This is a genomic window from Microvirga tunisiensis (genome assembly GCF_009296175.1).
GTDB lineage: Bacteria > Pseudomonadota > Alphaproteobacteria > Rhizobiales > Beijerinckiaceae > Microvirga > Microvirga tunisiensis.
In genome coordinates, this window is the sequence record NZ_VOSK01000116.1 from 1 (window position 1) to 19,785 (window position 19,785).

Genomic DNA, 19,785 nt, shown 5'->3' on the forward strand with positions numbered 1-19,785 from the left:
ATGCGTTTGCCCGGCAAATGCGGCTCCATCCGATCCCACTGGTGATCTTTCAACATCAGACGAACTCCGCTCACCCAAGCCTCCGCGCCCAAAAGGAGCTTGAATCAGATTTGCGAGTCCGTCGAAAGCCTGAATGTCAACGCGCTCTAGGCCTGTCACCGCATGGACGAAAAGAACCACCAGATATTGCGTCTTCTCCAGCAGAACGCCCGGCTTCCCCTCAAAACCCTGGCCGGCAAGGTCGGGCTGGCGCGCAGCTCCGTTCGCGAGCGGATTGCCCGGATGGAGGCAGATGGCATCATTCTTGGCTATAAGGCGGACGTGCAGCCAGACCATTGGGGCGGGCAGGCCGTCCGGGCACTGCTGATGATCCGGCTTGGGCGAACGCCGGCGCGCGAGACCGTTTCCCGCATCACAGCCCTTCCGGCTGTCTGCCGGTGCTTGTCGGTCAGTGGCGACCTGGATCTGGTGGTCGAGATCGAGTCAGGTGCCATGTCGGGGCTCAATGTCGCCCGAGACGAGATCGCCCTCATGCCGGATGTCGCGGATGTTACGACGGCGATCGTCCTCAAGGACGAGAAGCCTGCCTGAGTGGTGCAGATCCATGTTCGAGCCGCCAATATGGCGGCCGGACCGCCATATTGAGTGGTGCAGCCGCCACTCCGTCAATGCCAGATTTCGGGAAAGCCACAAACTCGGAATGCTGTCGTGACCATCGTCAACAACCCTCGCCCTGCCTTTTCGAGTGCCGAAGCGCGCGAGCTTCTGCGGGCGCATTTCGGCATCGAGGGTGGGCTGACCTCTCTGCCGAGCGAGCGCGACCAGAACTTCCGTATCGAGACGGCAGACGGGCAGGGTTTTACGTTCAAGATCATGAACGCGGCAGAGCCGCTCTCCGCCATTGAGTTTCAGACTGCTCTCCTGCGTCACCTGGAAGGTTGCGATCCGGACTTGGCCGTGCCGCGAATTGTGCACACGATTGGCGGTCAGGATTATGCTCTCATCGATGGCGCGGACGGACGATACGCCGTGCGTCTCGTCACCTATCTCGCGGGGCACCCGCTCGCCGAGCAAACGAAAACACCGGAGATCCTCCACGGTATCGGGCGCCTGCTCGGGCGCCTCGATCGAGCGCTTGCCAGCTTTGGCCACCCGGGAGCGCACCGTTCCTTCGATTGGGAGATCCGGACGGCGCCCTTCTCGCGGGAGCGCCTGCATGCGGTCGCCGATCCCGAGCAGTGCCGCCTCGTCGAGAACGCTCTCGACATTTACGATAGCCGTGTCACGCCGCTTCTGAAGCACCTGCGCTGTGGGGTGATTCACAACGATGCCAACGATTGGAATGTCCTCGTTGCCGACGGTCGCGTGAACGGCCTGATCGATTTCGGCGATGCCGTGCATTCGCCGATCGTTGCCGAACTCGCCGTGGCCTGTACCTATGCCATGCTGGATGAGGCCAGCCCCATCGAGACGGCTGCCCGGATCGTCGCCGGCTATCATGCCGAGTATCCTCTGCAGGACACGGAGTTCTCCGTGATCCTGCATTTGATCATGGCCCGCCTTACCATCAGCGTCACCATGTCGGCCGCCCGTCGGCTGGGCGCAGCCGAGGATCCGTATCTCTTCGTGAGTGAAAAGCCCGCTTGGGATCTTCTGCGAAAACTCTCCGCCATCGACCATCGCATTGCAACTGGCATTCTGCGGCAGGCGTGCGGGCTCGAAGCCACCCCGGGAGCCCGCCGCATCCGGGAATGGCTCTCCGCCAATCGCCGGAATCTTGCACCTCTCATGAGACCGCACCCGGCGCGCCAGGCAAAGCATGTTCTGAACCTCGGCAGCCTTGACGAACCCTTGGCTGCAGCAAGCGCGGCCCAGGACAATGACGGTGCCGAGCGCGCCTATGCCGAGCTCGTGCGCGAGCACGGGTTCACCCTCGGTCTCGGACCCTGGGGGGAGCGGCGCATCATCTATACGGCACCCTTCTTCGAGTCGGTGCTGGCGGAAGGCAAGCGTCGCAACGTGCACCTTGGGCTTGATATTTTTGCGCCGGCGGGAACCGAGATGTTCACGCCCCTGGCCGCAACGGTCGTTGCAACCACGATCAACCCAGATCCACAAGACTATGGCGGGCTCATCCTGCTTGAGCATGAGCCGGAGCCTGGCCTGCGCTTCTGGACGCTCTGGGGGCATCTCGACCATGCCTCGGCCCGTGAGCGCCGTATCGGCGAGCGCCTTGAAGCCGGCGCCCTCGTGGCCCGGCTCGGGGATTATGCGGAAAACGGCGGTTGGGTGCCCCATATCCACCTGCAGTTGATCACAGTCCCTTACGAGGATCTCAGCATCATCCCCGGTGTTGGCGAAGAGGCCTTCGTCCCGGTCTGGGAGGACCTTTATCCACGCCCGTACGATTTTGCGGGCCTGACATCCGAAGCCTTCGAGCGAAACGGCCGCACGAGGGAGGAGTTAATCGAGAAGCGGCGTGAGCGACTGGGACGCAATGTCAGCATGTCCTACCGCACACCGCTCAAGATGGTGCGAGGCGAAGGCGTCTGGCTCATCGATGATGCAGGGCGCACCTATCTCGACTGCTACAACAATGTCGCCCATCTCGGTCATTGTCATCCTAACGTGGTGCAGGCGATTGCCCGTCAGGCTGCGCTTCTCAACACCAATACGCGTTATCTTCACGACACCATCATCGACTATACGGACCGACTGGCCCAGTCCCTTCCGAAAGAGCTCGACACGTTTTTCATCGTCTGCACGGGTAGCGAGGCCAATGACTTGGCCTTGCGTATGGCGCGGACCTTCACCGGTCGCAACGACATGCTGGTGCTCGACTGGGCCTATCATGGCCACACGCAGGCTCTGATCGATATCAGTCCCTACAAGTACAAGCGAAAGGGGGGGCGCGGACGGCCTTCCTTCACCCACGAGCTCCCGATCCCGGAAGTCTATCGGGCTCCCATCGTAGGAACGCCAGAGGAGATCGGTCACTATTACGCCGAGGAGGCAGGGAGGCTTATTTCCGGCCTCCCGTCGGGCCATGCTCCAGCGGCTTTCATCGCAGAAACGATCCCGAGCGTGGCCGGCCAAGTCTTTCTTCCGCCGGGATACCTGAAGAGCGTCTATGCCAGTGTTCGCGCCGCAGGCGGCGTCGTGATCGCCGACGAAGTGCAGGTCGGTCTCGGCCGCGTCGGTGACTCCATGTGGGCATTCGAGGAGCATGGGGTCGTTCCGGATATCGTCACCATGGGCAAGCCCATCGGCAATGGCCATCCGCTCGCGGTCGTCGCGGTGCGCCGGGAGATAGCCGAGGCCTTCGCGAACGGCATGGAATACTTCAACACCTTCGGCGGAAATCCCGTGTCCTGTGCCGCCGGGCTTGCGGTTCTGGAGACACTCGAACAGGAGAACCTGCTCGCCAATGCTTCCGAGCAGGGCGCCTATTTGCTCGACGGGATAAAGCGCCTTCAGGAGAAGTATCCGGCAATCGGCGACGTACGCGGCCGAGGTCTGTTCCTCGGAATTGAGATCGTGCGGGACCGGGCAACCAAGGAGCATGCAGGCGACCCGGCCTCCAGGATCTCCAACAGGGCAAAAGAGCTTGGTGTTCTCATGGGTACGGACGGTCCCCATGACAACGTCATCAAGCTGCGCCCACCCATGATCTTGAAGCGCGAGCACGCGGACCTGCTTATCCAGATTCTCGACCGGTCGATGGCCGATGTTCTCCAGTGATCCCGAAGGCGGCGGAGCGCTCAGGCAGCATATAGAACGGTTAGATCATCTGCTTAGGCGCCCAAGGAAGCTTTCAAGCTGCCGGCTATCTCGATAGGATTTGAGGCGATTGCAAGGATCGGGGGCTTTTCATGAACGGCTACGGAGATACCTACTACGCCCGCACGCTCACGGATATGGCGCAACATCCTTCCCTCGAGGGACTTGTGGCGGCCGATGTTGCCATCGTCGGCGGCGGGCTTGCAGGTCTCACGGCGGCTCTCGATCTGGCACGATCAGGCCGCTCTGTGGTGGTGCTGGAGGCGGAACGGGTCGGTTGGGGAGCATCCGGCCGGAATGGAGGCTTCGTCGGCCCAGGCTATGCGACGAGCCATGCCAATATCGCCCGCATGGTTGGGGGCGAGAAGGCGAAAGCTTTGCACCGACTATCGATCGAGGGCGTGCGCATCGTCGAGGAGAACATCGACAGTCTTGCCGTGAGCGACAACAAGCGGGTCTACGGCAAGATGAGCGTGCTCCGATACCACGATCCGGAAGGCCTCGCGAGACAGTGCGAAATGATGCAGCGAGAATTCGGTTATCATCTCGATGTGATGCCGACCGACGCCGTGCGATCCGTCCTGCGCTCACCAAAGTACTACCAGGCGCTTCACGATCCTGCCTGCTTTCACTTTCACCCTCTCAATTATGCCCGCGCTCTGGCGCGAGCCATCGAGGCGAACGGGGGGCGGATCTTCGAGAAATCCCGCGTCACCGGATGCGATCTCAATGCTGCGGAGAAAACCGTCAGGACGGCACGCGGTGAGGTGAGGGCGCGTGACGTGATTCTGGCAGGGGGAGGGTACACGGACAATCTGGTGCCTCGCTTACGCCGCAGCATCTTGCCGATCGCGACTTACGTGCTTCTTACGGAAGCGGCACCGGAGAGGATCGCAGCGGCGGTGCGCACGCCGATGGCGATTAGCGACAACCGTCGTGCTGGGGACTACTACCGCCTCGTCGATGAGGGAGAACGCCTTCTTTGGGGTGGGCGGATCACGACGCGCACGACCGAGCCTCGCCGCCTCGCTGAGATGATGCAGAAGACGATGGTCTCCACCTATCCGCAGCTCGAAGGCGTGCGTGTGGAGACCGCCTGGTCGGGCCTCATGGGATATGCTCGCCATCTGATGCCTCTCATCGGACAACTCCAGCCGGGAGTCTGGTACGTCTTCGGGTTTGGCGGGCGTGGCATGAACACTACGGCCATCGGAGGGCGGGTGATCGCAGAAGGGATTCTCGGCCTGAGCGATCGCTATCGCCTCTATGAACCTTTCGGCCTTGTGTGGAACGGGGGGCCTTTCGGCGTTGCCGCGGCACAACTCACCTACTGGACCTATCAAGCGATGGATCTCGCCAAAGAGCGACGTGCGGCACGTGCCGCCTGATAGAGGCTTCCGATGCCAACGGCATCCTGGGACTAACTTGAAGGGCACCTCGATCCATCGAGGTGCCCTTGGCTTTCGAGCAGTCCGAATAGCTGTGGAGACAGCGCTCTCGCTGGTCTAATCGAGTCCGAGGCGCATGCGACGCTCCAGAAAGCGGCTAAAGGCGCCCATTCCATAGGAAAAAACCAGGAACACGACGGCTGCGAAGACGTAGCCCTCCATGACGGCGATGCCGACCCAGTTTGGATCTGTCATCGCCGTACGAACGGTGGAGAGGAAATCCAGAAGGCCTATGATCGTGACGAGCGTCGTGTCCTGAAAGAAGCCGATGGAAATGTTCACCAGCGGCGGAATGGCGATCTTCAACGCTTGCGGCAGAACGACGAGGCGCATGGCCTGCCAGTAATGCAGGCTCATCGCGCTGGAAGCCTCGTGCTGTCCCCGCGGAATCGCCTGCAAGCCACCACGAACTGCTTCTGCAATATAGGCCGCCGCGAAAATCACGATGGCAATTTGTGCCCGCAGCAGCTTGTCGACCGTGATCCCGCTCGGCATGAAGAGCGGCAGCATGACGGAGGCCATGAACAAGATGCTGATGAGAGGCACACCCCGGATCACCTCGATGAAGACGATGGCGATCACGCGAATGGCGGGGAGCTTCGAGGATCGTGCCAGGGCCAGAATGACCCCCAGAGGAAAGCCGAAAGCGAGTCCGACAGCCGAGAGCAGGAAGGAGAGGGGCAGCCCGCTCCATTGCGTCGTCGGAACATAGGAAAGGCCGAACACGCCGCCCCAAATTAGGATTGCGGCCGCGACGATCGTCATGCTCCAGAGGACGAGAAGATTTCGGTTCCAGAAGCGCGGGATCATCGTGATTCCGATAGCCCCTAAAAACAGGATCATGGCGAGGGCCACGCGCCAGTGCTCGTCATAAGGATAGACGCCGAAGATCATGAAGCGGAGCTTCGCTTCGTAATAGGGCCAGCAGGCGCCATGCCCGACCTTGCAGGCCTGGGCTCCACCCTCCGTGACGGCCCGGGTCACGAGCCAGCCGTATGCACCCTTGGCAGCAAGCCACAGGATCCACAAGCAAGCCAGCGTAACGATGGCATTGACGGGTGTCCCGAATAGAGGCTTGAGCGTGCGATGGAGCAGGCGACGCTCCACACTTGGCTCACGCTGAGCCGGCATCTTCAACTGTGCTTCGGCAATGTCGGTCGCGGTCGTCATGGCCTAGCGCTCCTTCAGCGCAACGCGGCTGTTGTACCAGTTCATGAACAGGGAGATCATGATCGACAGGCCGAGATAGACCAGCATGAAGATCGCGATTCCCTCAATCGCCTGCCCGGTCTGGTTCATGGTTGTGTTCGACACCATGACGAGATCCGGATAGCCGATTGCGATGGCGAGCGACGAATTCTTGAAGAGGCTCAAATAGCTGCTGGTGAGCGGGGGAATGATGACGCGAAGCGCCTGCGGCAGAACGACGAGGCGCATGGTCAACCCGTCCCTCAGGCCCAGGGCGCGCGCCGCCTCCCACTGCCCTTTGCGCACCGACAATATTCCGCTTCTCACGATCTCTGCGATGCCGGCCGAGGCGGAGAGTGCGAGACCGACGAGGAGAGCCGTGAATTCCGGGGTGAGCTGAGAACCGCCCGTCAGCCGAAAGCGTCCCTTCTCCGGGATGCTGAGCGTAAGATCGGGTTGAACGGCGAGGATGGCGAGAACAGATGGGAGAAGAAGAACCAGCGCAACCAAAGGCCAGATCACTCGCGCCTGACCCGTTCTGATGCGCTCGGCCGTTGCGCGGCGGTTCACGAAAATGCCGAGAATTCCTCCCAGAACCAACGCCAGAAGAACGATTGTATGGGCGCTCGTCCATATCAGGGAGGGCACGGTCAGGCCGCTATTGCTCAAGAAGACATGGGGCAAAATTTCCCATGCTTCGCGCACGGCCGGCAGGCCCGTAACGATGAGGGCATACCAGAGGAAGAGGTAGAGCAGGAGAGGCACATTGCGCAATGCCTCGACATAGAGGAAGGCCAGGAAGGCGAGCAGCGGGTTGCGAGAAAGACGGGCGATGCCGACGAAAAGGCCGATGATCGTGGCGAGCGCCACGCTCCAGACCGAAACCCAAACCGTGTTGACGATGCCGACCAGGATGGCGCGGCCATAGGTATCGGTGGGCTTATAGTCGATCAAGGACTGGCTGATGACGAAGCCGGCTTCACGGCTCAAGTAGCCGAAGCCTGTAGCGATGTTCTGCTCCGCTAGCTTCTGCGATACGTTTGAAAACAGGTAAAGGCCGACAAGCACGATGCTGCCGACGGCGAGCACCTGATAGAGGATGGCCCGAAAGCGAAGATTGTAAAGAAGACTCGTCCCGCTCGACGCATCGACGCGCATGATGATCCTTTCCGGATTCTGCCGAGGGCGAAACGGGCGGCCGAAGGGCCGCCCGCTGAACTCAGATTACCGGAACGGCGGTGCGTAAAGCAGACCGCCCTTGGTCCAAAGCTCGTTCGGGCCGCGGGATAGGCCCAGCCGGGTCTTGGGGCCAAGATTGCGATCGAAGACCTCCCCGTAGTTGCCGACGGACTTGACGATGTTGTAGGCCCACTTGTTGTCGAGGCCGAGCATCTTCCCGAAGTCGCCGTTTACGCCGAGCATGCGCTGGATCTCGGGATCCTCGCTCTTGAGATACTCGTCCACATTGGCTTGCGTCACGCCCTTCTCCTCGGCACCAATGAGGGCATAGACCGACCAGTTGAGAATATCGCGCCAGTTCGGATCGTTCTGGCGAATGGTCGGAGCGAGAGGCTCTTTCGAGATGGTTTCGGGCAGAACCACATATTGCGAGGGATCGTTGGCGATGGCGCGGACCGAAGCAAGGTCCGAACGATCCGTCGTGATGGCGTCGCAGCGTCCGTTAAAGAAGGCGTTCCGCCACTCGTCGGAATTCTCGAACACGACGGACTCGTATTTGATGTTCTTGGGTCGGAAGAAGTCTTCCAGGTTCTGGAGCGTCGTGGTCCCCGGCAACAGGCAAATCGCGGCATCGGCGAGTTCGCTCGCACTCTTGACGTTGAGCTTGGCCGTCGTCATCAGGCCTTGGCCATCGTAGAACACGACAGGTCCGAAATCGAGACCGAGAGAGGCGTCGCGCGAGAAGCTCCAGGTGTTCTGGCGAGACAGAATGTCCACTTCGCCGGACTGAACGGCCTGGAAGCGCACGTTGGTGTTGAGCGGGACGTATTCGACCTTGTCAGGGTCGGCGAAGATCGCTGCCGATACAGCCCGGCAGATATCAACATCGAAGCCGCGTCGAACGCCCTTGTCGTCGGCATAGGAGAAGCCGGGAGCGACAGGGGACACGCCGCAAAGAATCTTGCCGCGCTTCTTCACCGTATCGAGTGTCGCCTGCGCAGATGCAGGTGCCGCCGAAACAGCGGCAACGCCTGCGATGAGGCCCACCGCAAGCCAACGGGCCATAAATTTGGATTGTATCATTGTACTCCCTCTTTCCATGCGCCTTATTTGGTCGCTGACACTTGAAGCTAGACCCGAAAGAGCCAGCGTATCAAGGGCAGATTTTCCCACCGTAAAACATCTCTGAACTTGCTGACTGACTAAAAGGTATGCAAACTCGACTTGTTCTCAGCGACAGCCTCTGCTGTCACTGTTCTTCGTTGCGCGAGTAGTTCATGCCCATTTTGCCCAAAGCCGACATCGTCCTCACAAATGGCCGGGTCTTCCGCGGCCTTTCAGAGCAAGTGACCGAAGCGGTGGCCCTCTGGGCCGGACACGTCTTGGCGGTGGGATCGGCAGCCGATATGGAGCCCCTCATCGGCCCGTCGACGCGCGTGATCGATCTCGCGGGTCGCCTCGCAACGCCGGGGCTGTGCGACTCGCACATGCATCTTCTCCCCTACGGGATCATCATGGGACATGTGGATGTGCGCCCTGCCTCCGCGCCCACTCTTACCTCACTGCTTGAAAGGGTTAGGCAGCGCGCCTCGGCCACGCCGCCCGGTCAGTGGATCCAGGGGCGTGGCTATGATCAGTTCGAACTTGATGTCAGGCGTCACCCCCTCCGCGAGGAGCTTGATGCCGTCGCGCCCGATCATCCCGTTGCGATCGTGAGAGCCTGCGGCCATGTGACGATCTGCAACTCAAAGGCGCTCGAACTGGCAGGAATCGACGAAACGACCCCCGTCCCGCAGGGCGGCGCCATCGAGCAGCGGGACGGGCGGCTGACTGGCCTGCTGGCCGAAACCGGCCGTGACCGCCTGAAGGCGGTTTTGCCGGAACCGACGGATCAGGAACTCGTTCAGGCCATCGACGATGCCGGTAGAGCATGCCTGTCCTACGGCATCACCAGCGTGATGGATGCCGGCGTCGGCATGAGGGCAGGCTATCGTGAGGTTGCGGCTTACCGCACAGCCCAGCGCCTCGGCCGCCTGCCCGTGAGGACGACCCAGTGCCTGCTAGGAGGGCCGGGCGGCATCGTGGAACAGGCCTATGCCGATGGAGTAGTGACGGGCGTAGGCGATTCCATGCTGCGCGTCGGGCCAGTGAAGATCTTTACCGACGGCAGCGCCGGCGGCCGGACTGCCGCCATGACCGAGCCGTATGTCGGAGAGCCCAAAACCACCGGCCTGATGCCCCTGCACGACAACGAGATGAATGACCTCGTGCATGATTATCATGCAAAGGGCTATCAGTTGGCCGTTCATGCCATCGGCGATGCGGCCATCGAGCAGACTTTGAATGCCTTCGAGCGAGCCCTCGAAGTGATCCCGGATCCCGATCGCCGCCACAGGATCGAGCATGCGGGCTATGCAAGAGCCGACCAGAACACCCGCATGAAACGCCTCGGCGTTCAGCCGGTGCCCCAGCCCGTGTTCATCTATGACTTCGGCGATCTGTACATTTCCGTTGTGGGCGAAGAGCGGGCAAAGCCTTCCTATCCACTCAGAACTTGGATTGATCTTGGCTTCAAGCCTGCAGCCGGCAGTGACGCCCCTGTCTGCGGCATCAATCCATTCCAAATTTTTTCTCTATGATCACCCGTAAGACGTCCCATGGCACCGTCATGGATGAGCGGGAAGTGGTATCCATCGAGCAGGCTATCACCGCCTTTACAGAGTTCGGCGCTTACGTGAACAAGGCCGAGCATGAATGGGGCCGCCTCGTTCCCGGCCTCGCGGCGGATGTTGCGGTGTTCTCGCGCGATCTCCTGACAGCCTCCCCGGAGGACGTGCTCCATGACACTCGCTGTGATCTCACGATCCGTGGGGGCGAGATTGTCTTCGACCGATATGGAGAGACGGCTCACTGATACGAGTTGTCTCGAGAAGAGGTGCCGTACCAACAGAAAAAGGCCTCGGGGTGTCCGGGGCCTTTTGCGTTTCGGGGATCCGTCTCAGTGCAGGATCTGGGATAGGAAGAGCCGGGTGCGCTCGTGCTGCGGGTTCTTGAAGAACTCGTCCGGGGTGTTCATCTCCACGATCTGTCCGTAATCCATGAAGATCACCCGATCGGCCACCTGACGGGCAAAGCCCATCTCGTGGGTGACGCACAGCATGGTCATGCCCTCGTCGGCCAGCCCCACCATGGTGTCGAGCACCTCCTTGACCATCTCGGGATCGAGCGCCGAGGTCGGCTCGTCGAACAGCATGATCTTGGGGCTCATGCACAGCGAGCGGGCGATCGCCACGCGCTGCTGCTGGCCGCCGGAGAGCTGGCCCGGGTACTTGTTCGCCTGCTCGGGGATCTTGACCCGCTTCAGGTAGTGCATGGCGATCTCTTCCGCCTCCTTCTTGGGCATCTTCTTGACCCAGATCGGAGCCAGCGTGCAGTTCTCGAGAATCGTCAGGTGCGGGAACAGGTTGAAGTGCTGGAACACCATGCCGACCTCGCGGCGCACCTCGTCGATGCGCTTGAGGTCATTGAGAAGCTCGGTGCCGTCGACGATGATGCGGCCCTTCTGGTGCTCTTCCAGGCGGTTGATGCAGCGGATCATCGTGGACTTGCCCGAGCCCGAGGGACCGCAGATGACGATGCGCTCGCCGCGGCGCACGTTGAGGTTGATGTCCCGCAGCACGTGGAACTCGCCGTACCACTTGTGCACGTCGATCATCTGAACGGCGGCCTCCGCCTTGGGATCGACGTCGACGGAGCGAATGGTCGACAGGGTCATGTGCCGTCCCTCGATCAATTGCGCACAGGGAAGACGCGGGGGCTCAACTGCTCGAGACTGCGGCCTGCCCAGTCGCGCTGGGGCGCTGCCGCAATCGCTTCGGCTTGTCCCCGGCGCAGCATCTCGAGATCCTCACCGATGTCGAAGTCCAGCACCTCGCCGTCGCGGACGACCTGACGGCCGTCGACATAGACGTCCTTGATCGCCCTGTCATTGGCCGAGTAGACGAGGCTGCGGATGGGCTCGTAGTCGGGCTGCATGTAGGGATTGCTCATGTCGACGACCGAGAAGTCCGCTTTGCACCCCGGAGCAAGGCGCCCCAGGTCCGGCCGGCGGATCATGTCGGCCCCGATGGCCGTAGCGGCCATGAACGCATCTCTCGTGGTCGCTGCCGTGAAGCTTCCCGCGATGATCCGGCCCGCGTAACAGGCCATTCGGAGTTCATCGAGCATGTTGTGGGGGAAGCTGTCCGTGCCGATGCCGCAGCGTATGCCCGCGTTCATGTAACGGCTCAGGGTGTTCAGGGCAATGCCACGCCGGGCGAAGACGACGGGGCAATGCGCGACCTGAGCCCCGCTGTCCCGCAGGCGCTCAAAATCGCTGGCGTGGGGCCAATGCAGCCAGGGATGGTCGTTCAGGAAGATGCAATGGCCGATGATCGTGTCTGGCCCCAGGGCTCCTATTTTGTCGAGCCATTCGATGGGCGTGCAGCCGTAGCGACGCATGATCTCCTGAAATTCAACGATGCTCTGCGCGGCGTGGATCTGGATCGGCTGATTCCGCTCGCGTGCGGCGTCGAGGGCATCGCGGATCTGCCCCTCCGTGCAGGTGTCGATCTGGGCCGGTGCGAAGAATCCGGTGATGCGTCCGCTCGAATGCTTCGAGGCGGCGTCCGCAATCTCGATCGCCTCGCGCAGTAATCGGTCGCCAGTCGCCGGATCGAGGTCGTAATCCACCGAGTGGCCATTGGTGGTTTTCCAGGGACCAGACCGGAACATCCCCCAGAGGACGGCGCGGATGCCGGTTTCCGCATATTCGTCGGCCCAGGTTTCTCGCGGCCTGCCGAGATCGCAGATGGTCGTGACGCCGCTCTTCAGGAGCTCTGACGCCGCGACGCGAAGCGCCGGGCGCGTGTATTCCGGGCCGATCTGAAAGACCGGCATGAACTCGTATAACGAGCTCTGGCCGAGGCGCGGGCTGCCGAGCTCTTCCAGCATGCCTTTCCAGCCGGGCTCGTGGCCGGGATGACTGTGGATGTCCACGAAACCGGGGATGATCATCATCCGGCGGGCGTCGACCTCCGCATCGACCGGGCCGGAATAGCCTTCCCCGACATGGATGATGTCCGCGCCTCGAACCACGAAGTCCGCGTTGCGGAGGTAAACATGGGATCGGGCAGCCTCGTCCCAGGCGACAATCCAATCGCAGTTCCGGAAGAGGGTCGTCTTGGCGACAACGCTAGTCATTTAAGGCTCCATGAGGGCATAGAAGGGCTAGGCAGAAAAGAGAGAGCGCCGTCAGGGCGCGAGAGCTTGCAAGAGGCGCACGTGACCGACCGCCATGGCGACGGCGGCCTGCGTCGGCTCGATGACGGGGACCCCGACGGCCTCCTCCAGGGCAGCGCGATAACGAGCCATGCCGGCACAGCCCATCACGAGGACGTCAGCGCCATGAGCAGCCTTCAACGTACGGCCGACATCGACCATGCGGCCCAACGTATGCGCCTCGTCGGAGAGCTCGGCAACGGTAAGCCCGATCGGGAGGTCGGCGGCGAAGCGATCCATGACACCCATCGCGCTGAAATAGCAGAGATGCCTTGGAACGGAGGTTGGCAGGATGGCGATGACGCCGAAGCGCTGCCCGAGAGTGAGCGCCGTCAGCCCGCCGCATTCGGCAATCCCGAACACGCGACGGCGGCTCTGTTCGCGCAGAGCATGGAGGCCGGGATCGGAGAAGCACGCGACGACGAAGGCGCTTGCGCCGTCCTCCAGCTCGGACGCCTTGCAAAGCAAAGGCATGATGACGCCGTCCACATCCCGTTGAGACTGGATGCCGGGTGGGCCTTCGGGCAGTGAGAGGCACACGATGTCCGGTCCATCGGCGCTCCTCAAGGGAGCCACGGCCCTGTCGATTTCTGCCGTGACATTCTGTGAGGAATTCGGATTGATGACATAAACCGAAGATCCCATAATTGCTTCATCCTCGAGCAGCGAGCGGCAGGGAATAGGGAGCCAAAGTAGCGAGGGGACGGCCTTGCGGATCTTCCCGCTCCGCCCGTCGAGAGGCGCGCCTCTGCGCGTCCTGCAGCTCTCGAACCGCGCCATCGTAGTCCAGATTGGCGACGCGATGGTCCTTGACCACAACCTGGCCGTCTACATAGACGTCACGAATGGCGCGCTCCGCAGCGCAATGGATCAGATTGCGCAGCGGATCATGGATCGGCTGCATGGCCGGGTGGCTCAGATCCACAAGAGCCAGATCCGCCTTGGCGCCGGGCGCCAACCGCCCGATGTCGCTGCGGCCAAGGGCCTTTGCTCCTCCGGTGGTCGCCGCAGAAAACAAGCCGCCCGTATTCAGGTCGAACACGCTGCGTCCGGCAACGCGCGAGCAGATCATGGCCTCGCGCATTTCTTCCAGCATGTTGAAGGGATAACTGTCGGTGCCGATACCGACATTGACCCCTGCACGGAGATAGGCGCCGAGGCTTTCGAGCGTCATGCCGCTGCGCGCGAAGGTAACGGGACAATGGGCCACGGAGGTGCCGCTTCGGGCAAGGCGGGCGAGGTCCTCGCGGCTACGCTGCCGGGTCCAGGAATGATGATCGAGAAAGATGCAATGCCCTAGGATCAGGTCCGGTCCAAGGACGCCCAGGCGCTCCAGCATGGCCGGAGCCGTCTCTCCGGTCCGCCGAAGCAACTCCTCGTGCTCGGCCATGGTCTGCGCCGCATGGATGGTGATCCGCATCCCGCGGTTGCGTGCTTCGGCGACGGCATCCTGGATCAGCCCCTCGGAGCACGTTTCGATCTGCGATGGAGCTATCACCCCGTCGATACGGCCGCTGGGATGAGCACGCGCCTGGTCCACGAAGGCCAGAGCTTCGGCGTAGCGCTCGCGCCCCTGCGCCTCGTTCCACTCGAATTCAAGGCGGTGGCTGCCGGCCATGCGCCATTGCGCTTCGCGGAAGCCGGGGGCGAGATAGGCTCGCATTCCGCTTTCCGCCGCCAGGGAGAGCCATTTGGAATGAGGTGACGCGATGTCGAGATGGGTGGTCACGCCGCTGCGCATCAGGTCGCCCAGCATCACCGTCTGGCATGCGGCCTTCGCATCCGCATCCGAGTCGACGAGGGCGGAATATTCATAGAGGGCGTTGCCCCAAAGAACCGCGGTTCCAACGTCCTCGAACAGGCCCTTGGCAATGGGCTCGTCCCCGGAGTGGCAGTGGATGTTTACGAGGCCGGGCATCACCATGATGGATGCGCCGGCGATCTCCTCGTCTGCGTGACCGTCGTAGGTTGGCCCCACATACAGCACCCCGGCCTTGGAGAAAGCGACATCGGCATCTTGCATGTACACGTGTTGAGAGGAGCCTCCGTCCCAGGCGACGACCCAAGCTGCCTTTCGAACGACCGTTACTGGTTCAGTCATGATATCTGGAGCCGATGCTGATGTGTTGAATATTGACTGGCCGGCAGACCAGCGGGATCTCGAGGGTGTGGATCACAGGAGTTGAGCGCCGAAATTGCTCGCCGGATCGAACTCGGGACTGAGGATGCCGGCTGGTCTCATCGAGGCAGCACGTCCGCGCATCTGCAACTGTCCCGATCCTGGAGCGGCCTGAAGCGTTCCGTCCGCAACGATCACATCACCCCTGCGCAGAACGATCTCGGGCCAGCCCCGCAATGTGCGGCCGGCGAAAGGATTGTAGCCGACATTGTCGTGCAACCCATCATCGGTGAACGTTACCTCTCGATCCGGGTTCCAGATCGCGATATCGGCGTCGGCACCGACCGCGATAGCACCCTTGCGCGGATGAAGACCGTAGATCTTCGCCGGAGCCGTCGCCGTTATCTCGACAAACTTCTCCAGGCTGGATCTTCCTTGGCTCACCATGGCGTCGAACAGAAGCGGCAGGCGTGTCTCGAGTCCTGGGAGACCGTTGGCGATTTGCTTGAAATCCGGGTTGGGGCCCGCTGAAAGCTTGCCGCTTTCGTCAAACCTGTATGGCGCATGGTCGGAGGAGACGACCTGAAGATCGCCGAGTTCAAGCGCCTGCCACAATGCGTTCTGATCGGCTGTTGAACGCGGAGGAGGACTGCACATCCACTTGGCACCTTCGAGGCCGGGGCGATCCAGGTCCTGCGCAGTCAAGAACAGGTACTGCGGGCACGTTTCGGCGAAGACCTTGATGCCTTCACCACGTGCGCGCCGGATAACGGCAGCGCCCTCGGCGGTTGAGACATGGAACAGCATGATGGGCTGATCCAGGAGCTGGGAGAAGCGAATGAGGCGCTCGAACGCTTCGATCTCGCACACGCGGGGATGACTCACGCCGTGGAACTTCGGCTCGACATAGCCACGCGACACGAGCCGGTCGGCCATCCACTTGATCATTCCATGGTTTTCGGCATGGGCACAGACCAGGGCGCCGTGCTCTCGGGCCACCATCATCACGTCCAAGACCTGCTCGTCGAGAAGGCGCACGCGATCATAGGTCATGAAGATCTTGATCGAGCGATGGCCACTCTCGATCAACTGGGGCAGGTCGTGTTCCAGCGTTTGCGGTGTCGGATCGGAAATCCAAAGATGAAAGGCGTAATCCGTCACCGCGCCGCTCGCAGCAAGGTCCGAGTAGTTCCGGACGACATCGAGCAAACTGTCTCTTCGATGCTGGGCTGCGAAGGAGATGACAGTCGTCGTGCCACCGAAAGCGGCAGAGCGGGTGGCCGTCTCGAACGTGTCGGCATTCATCAGACCGCCACCGGAGAGCTGCTCGATATGACAATGGGCATCGACTCCACCCGGAAGAACGAGCTTGCCCGTGGCATCAATCGTGCGCCGCCCCGGCGGTAGGTCCCAACCGAGCGCGGCGATCTGGCCACGATAAATGGCCACATCCATCGTCGAGACGCCCTCGGTGGTCGCAATGCTTCCACCCTTGATGACCAGATCGTACGCGACCAATGATTCCCCCGACGCTTGGGATGGCGATGTGGTTCAGCCTGTATGCTGCCGACAGCTTATGCGGATGAAGCGAACCGCAGCAAGGAGGACTTAAGGGTAGGATCGGGACTCTCGTCTAAATTCAAATGCTGCACGCATCTTTGTTTGCTGGCCCCGATTTCAGCGACAGTTCCGTATACACTAAGGTCATCTTTTTCGATTTCGCGCTGCACAATAAAATCGGGCGAGGTGGTGCGAGCGACACCCTCTGCGGATTTCAGAAAGAGGAGCACGAGTGGGGCGGGGTGTTCAGGCGGTGGCAGGCAAATGCTTGCTACGGGAGCATTCGTGGAGATGGCCACATCTGCAGGCTAACGAAAGAAGCTGCCGACGAGATCACGCGGCTTCGCCTGCTGCTCGCCCAGTGTCAGGAGCCGCCGCCAAACTTTAGGTACGAAACAGTTCTCGCTATCCCATCTAGCCCGGGGAATATGACCTTTGCAGTCATCCCATATCGGTGAAGTATTATCCTGAGATTGTGCTTCAGCTCTGCTGGGATTACGGCCCTGTAGATAAAAGGGGACGAGAATATCTCGGTCGGATCAGCATGTGCTGTGAATACACTCTCCTGAGCAACGATGCGTGGTGAGATCCGATGGGAAATGAACTGCCAGTTTTGTGAGATCGAAAGCGGATCTTGTGGCGGATCTTCGGCATCTGCCAAATCGGGCATCATGTTAGCTCCAAACCCGTAGATGACGCCATTTGCAGGCTGGTCATCACGGACAGCAAAGTACAGAGCAACCATGGGATTGTGTGTCCAATCCAGCAGCCTTGTAGGTAGCCCGTGATGTTGAGCGAGCGCCAACATCTCCCATCTATTCGGCTTCGGCCCGGATACGAAGGCCATCGCCTCTTTCTCAAAAATGTCGAACGACCACCGCTCTTGGTCGAGCAAATTCTGCTTTGTTTTCTTGTCGCCCACAAACTTCGCGAGCTGCCGGCCGACGCTTGGCATCAGCAAGTAGTCGATGTTGGCATGTCCTCGGAAGAGGGAGCCATGATCCAAGAAGTGGTCGAACACCCATTTGTGGAAGTCCTCATAGCTCTTGATCACGTGATCGACCATGGTCGCCTTGCCCCTTGGTTTTATGCCACTATCTCTGTACGGAATAATCCAAAATCAGCCATTCCGCATTTTGCTCCAATGAAATCATTGAGGTTTTCTGGGGAGAAAGCGTAACGTGCGCGAATGTACGAGAATGTTGCCTGGATCGACTGAGACAGTTAAGTGATTGCAGATATTGCTAAAGTGTCCATTGCCCCCATGATGGACTGGACCGACCGGCATTGCCGGGCGTTCCATCGCGTCCTGTCGCGCCGGGCGCGGCTTTATACGGAGATGGTCACGACAGGGGCGGTCATTCATGGACCGCGCGAACGGCTGCTGGGCTTCAGCGAACCTGAACATCCCGTGGCGGTACAGCTCGGCGGGTCGGATCCGGCGGATCTGGCGGAAGCCGCCAGGATCTGTGCCGATTTCGGCTATGACGAAATCAACCTGAATGTCGGCTGTCCCTCCGACCGGGTGCAGAACGGCCGCTTCGGCGCCTGCCTCATGCAGGAGCCCGTGCTCGTTGGCGAATGCGTGGCGGCCATGAAGGCGGCCATCTCCCTGCCGGTGACGGTGAAGTGCCGGATCGGTGTCGACGACCAGGACGCGGAGGAGGCCTTGGACCGCCTGTCCGATTGCGTGGTGGCGGCCAGCTGCGACGAACTGACGGTCCATGCCCGCAAGGCCTGGCTGCAGGGCCTGTCGCCGAAGGAAAACCGGGACATCCCGCCTCTCGACTATCCGCGCGTCTATCGCCTCAAGGCAGCACGGCCCGATCTGCCGATCGCCATCAATGGCGGCATCAAGACCTGGGCCGAGATCCACGAGCATTTGAAGCATTTGGATGGCGTCATGCTGGGCCGCGTGGCCTACCATGAGCCGGAGATCCTGCTCGGCGTCGACCGCGAACTCCATGGCGAGGAGCCGCCGGTGGCCGACGGCTTCGAGGCGGTGGAGGCCTATGAGCCCTTTATCGCGGAGCAGCTTGCGAAGGGCGAGCGGCTTCACAACATCACCCGTCATATGCTGGGACTCTTTACCGGACGCCCCGGGGCGCGGGCCTACCGCCGCCACCTGGCGACAGAGGCGGTGAAGCCGGGAGCCAATCTCAACACGCTTCGCGATGCGGTGGCGCATGTCTCCCGAGCGGTGGAACGCTTGGCTCCGGCGGATGCAGCCTGACCGGTCGGACAAGCCGTGCCTGCCATTCGGAGATGCGAAACTCCTAACGTCGCCAACACGGCTGGGCGCGCTTGCGCCGGTTTGTCGAGGAAACCGATCTCATGCTGGCAGGGCTTTGGTGCTCGCAACAGCTTGATTCCCTAGAGGTATAGGTAATAAGTGCCTGATAATAATCGGATATTGGCGAGGATTGTCAGTAATAGTAATAACATTACATAGGTGATTCTGAGGTTTGTCCCACTTATCTAGGGTTGGGATTGTTGCATGACTCAACATCCAGTTTACGTTCAGCCCCCTCAGTATTCAGCTGAAGTTGTATTTCTGAACCCAAGATTGCAAAATGATATTCCATTCGTTTTTGCGCTTTACAAAAACGTTATCACATTTATTCTCCTTTACGAGAGCTTGAACAGCCCTGGGGATGGTCTCTAGGGAAGCTCTCGTAAAGAAATGACAAAGGGGAATATTATGCTGGTGCACATTTATCCTACTTCTGTCTATCCTGCCGTTCGGTACCCTGAACAGCTGCCTGCTCGCTACCCGGAGCAACTCCCCCATTGAGTTGATCTGAACACGATCATCCTGCGGGATGATCAGGCTCCGGTCATCGAATGGTGACTATACGGAGCGAGGAGCCTCTTAAGGTCTCAAAGAGGCTCCTTCTTCTCACAAGATCATCTTCCATCACTGCAGTTCTGCAGGCCGATACGCTTGTGTCACCTATGACGGACGGTTTCGGCATGGAGAACCATTTCATATCAGCCGCCCTGACCTCGCGCCTTGGCTTATCGCAACCGTCTTCGCTCCCTGGCGGCTGCCAGTATTTCGCGGTGTAATTACCCAGGCCCTTGCGCCAACTGGGATTCGCTGATTCCCTGCTGGTATGGGCCGCGGCGATCTTGAACGTTTGAGCAAGGAAGAGCTGATTGAGTTGGTGCTGCGGCTGCAGCGGCCGCAAA

The 19,785-nt window shown here is 60.8% G+C and carries 14 protein-coding genes and 1 pseudogene; 5 read left to right on the top strand and 10 right to left on the bottom strand.

The features are described from left to right. Positions 1 to 162: 162 nt before the first annotated feature. The 3 genes from FS320_RS22985 to FS320_RS22995 all read left to right on the top strand — a co-directional run bounded on the left by FS320_RS22985 (position 163) and on the right by FS320_RS22995 (position 5,168). Positions 163 to 591 carry an Lrp/AsnC family transcriptional regulator gene (locus tag FS320_RS22985; RefSeq protein WP_152714261.1) on the top strand — a complete coding sequence of 143 codons (429 nt, stop codon included), beginning with the start codon at positions 163 to 165 and terminating at the stop codon, positions 589 to 591. A 117-nt stretch (positions 592 to 708) separates the two neighbouring features. Beyond that, positions 709 to 3,741: an aminotransferase class III-fold pyridoxal phosphate-dependent enzyme gene (locus FS320_RS22990; protein WP_162003354.1), complete on the top strand. Its 3,033-nt coding sequence runs from the start codon at positions 709 to 711 to the stop codon at positions 3,739 to 3,741. Positions 3,742 to 3,872: 131 nt separating this feature from the next. Next, positions 3,873 to 5,168, top strand: a complete 1,296-nt coding sequence (locus FS320_RS22995) for an NAD(P)/FAD-dependent oxidoreductase (protein ID WP_152714262.1) — start codon at positions 3,873 to 3,875, stop codon at positions 5,166 to 5,168. Positions 5,169 to 5,285: 117 nt separating this feature from the next. Here the strand turns inward: FS320_RS22995 and FS320_RS23000 are convergent, their stop codons facing one another. The 3 genes from FS320_RS23000 to FS320_RS23010 form a co-directional block, all read right to left on the bottom strand. After that, positions 5,286 to 6,398 carry an amino acid ABC transporter permease gene (locus tag FS320_RS23000; protein WP_152714263.1) on the bottom strand — a complete coding sequence of 371 codons (1,113 nt, stop codon included), beginning with the start codon at positions 6,396 to 6,398 and terminating at the stop codon, positions 5,286 to 5,288. A 3-nt stretch (positions 6,399 to 6,401) separates the two neighbouring features. Continuing rightward, positions 6,402 to 7,574 (bottom strand): amino acid ABC transporter permease, encoded by a 1,173-nt coding sequence (locus tag FS320_RS23005; protein WP_152714264.1) that lies wholly within the window; start codon positions 7,572 to 7,574, stop codon positions 6,402 to 6,404. A gap of 66 nt (positions 7,575 to 7,640) precedes the next feature. Further along, positions 7,641 to 8,678, bottom strand: coding sequence for an amino acid ABC transporter substrate-binding protein (locus FS320_RS23010; RefSeq protein WP_152714265.1), 1,038 nt, complete (start codon positions 8,676 to 8,678; stop codon positions 7,641 to 7,643). A 194-nt stretch (positions 8,679 to 8,872) separates the two neighbouring features. On the opposite strand from FS320_RS23010, the pseudogene FS320_RS23015 reads away from it, so the two are divergent. Then, a pseudogene (locus FS320_RS23015) lies at positions 8,873 to 10,509 on the top strand (amidohydrolase). 84 nt (positions 10,510 to 10,593) lie between these two features. On the opposite strand, the gene FS320_RS23020 reads toward FS320_RS23015, so the two are convergent. The 6 genes from FS320_RS23020 to FS320_RS23045 all read right to left on the bottom strand — a co-directional run bounded on the left by FS320_RS23020 (position 10,594) and on the right by FS320_RS23045 (position 17,659). After that, entirely contained in the window at positions 10,594 to 11,310 is a 717-nt protein-coding gene (locus FS320_RS23020) for an amino acid ABC transporter ATP-binding protein (RefSeq protein ID WP_152710371.1), read from the bottom strand. 74 nt (positions 11,311 to 11,384) lie between these two features. Further along, positions 11,385 to 12,836, bottom strand: a complete 1,452-nt coding sequence (locus FS320_RS23025) for an amidohydrolase family protein (RefSeq protein WP_152714267.1) — start codon at positions 12,834 to 12,836, stop codon at positions 11,385 to 11,387. Positions 12,837 to 12,887: 51 nt separating this feature from the next. After that, entirely contained in the window at positions 12,888 to 13,559 is a 672-nt protein-coding gene (locus FS320_RS23030) for an aspartate/glutamate racemase family protein (protein WP_152714268.1), read from the bottom strand. A 7-nt stretch (positions 13,560 to 13,566) separates the two neighbouring features. After that, positions 13,567 to 15,015 (bottom strand): amidohydrolase family protein, encoded by a 1,449-nt coding sequence (locus tag FS320_RS23035; protein ID WP_152714269.1) that lies wholly within the window; start codon positions 15,013 to 15,015, stop codon positions 13,567 to 13,569. 72 nt (positions 15,016 to 15,087) lie between these two features. Continuing rightward, positions 15,088 to 16,551 (bottom strand): dihydropyrimidinase, encoded by a 1,464-nt coding sequence (hydA, locus tag FS320_RS23040; RefSeq protein ID WP_152714270.1) that lies wholly within the window; start codon positions 16,549 to 16,551, stop codon positions 15,088 to 15,090. 406 nt (positions 16,552 to 16,957) lie between these two features. Continuing rightward, positions 16,958 to 17,659, bottom strand: coding sequence for an FRG domain-containing protein (locus FS320_RS23045; protein ID WP_152714271.1), 702 nt, complete (start codon positions 17,657 to 17,659; stop codon positions 16,958 to 16,960). A 174-nt stretch (positions 17,660 to 17,833) separates the two neighbouring features. Here FS320_RS23045 and dusA point away from each other — a divergent pair, with 174 nt between their 5' ends. Further along, positions 17,834 to 18,826: a tRNA dihydrouridine(20/20a) synthase DusA gene (gene dusA, locus FS320_RS23050; protein ID WP_420846808.1), complete on the top strand. Its 993-nt coding sequence runs from the start codon at positions 17,834 to 17,836 to the stop codon at positions 18,824 to 18,826. A gap of 604 nt (positions 18,827 to 19,430) precedes the next feature. On the opposite strand, the gene FS320_RS47215 is transcribed toward dusA, so the two are convergent. Continuing rightward, positions 19,431 to 19,785, bottom strand: a 355-nt coding sequence (locus tag FS320_RS47215) for a hypothetical protein (protein ID WP_210252213.1), incomplete at its 5' end; no start/stop codon positions are given.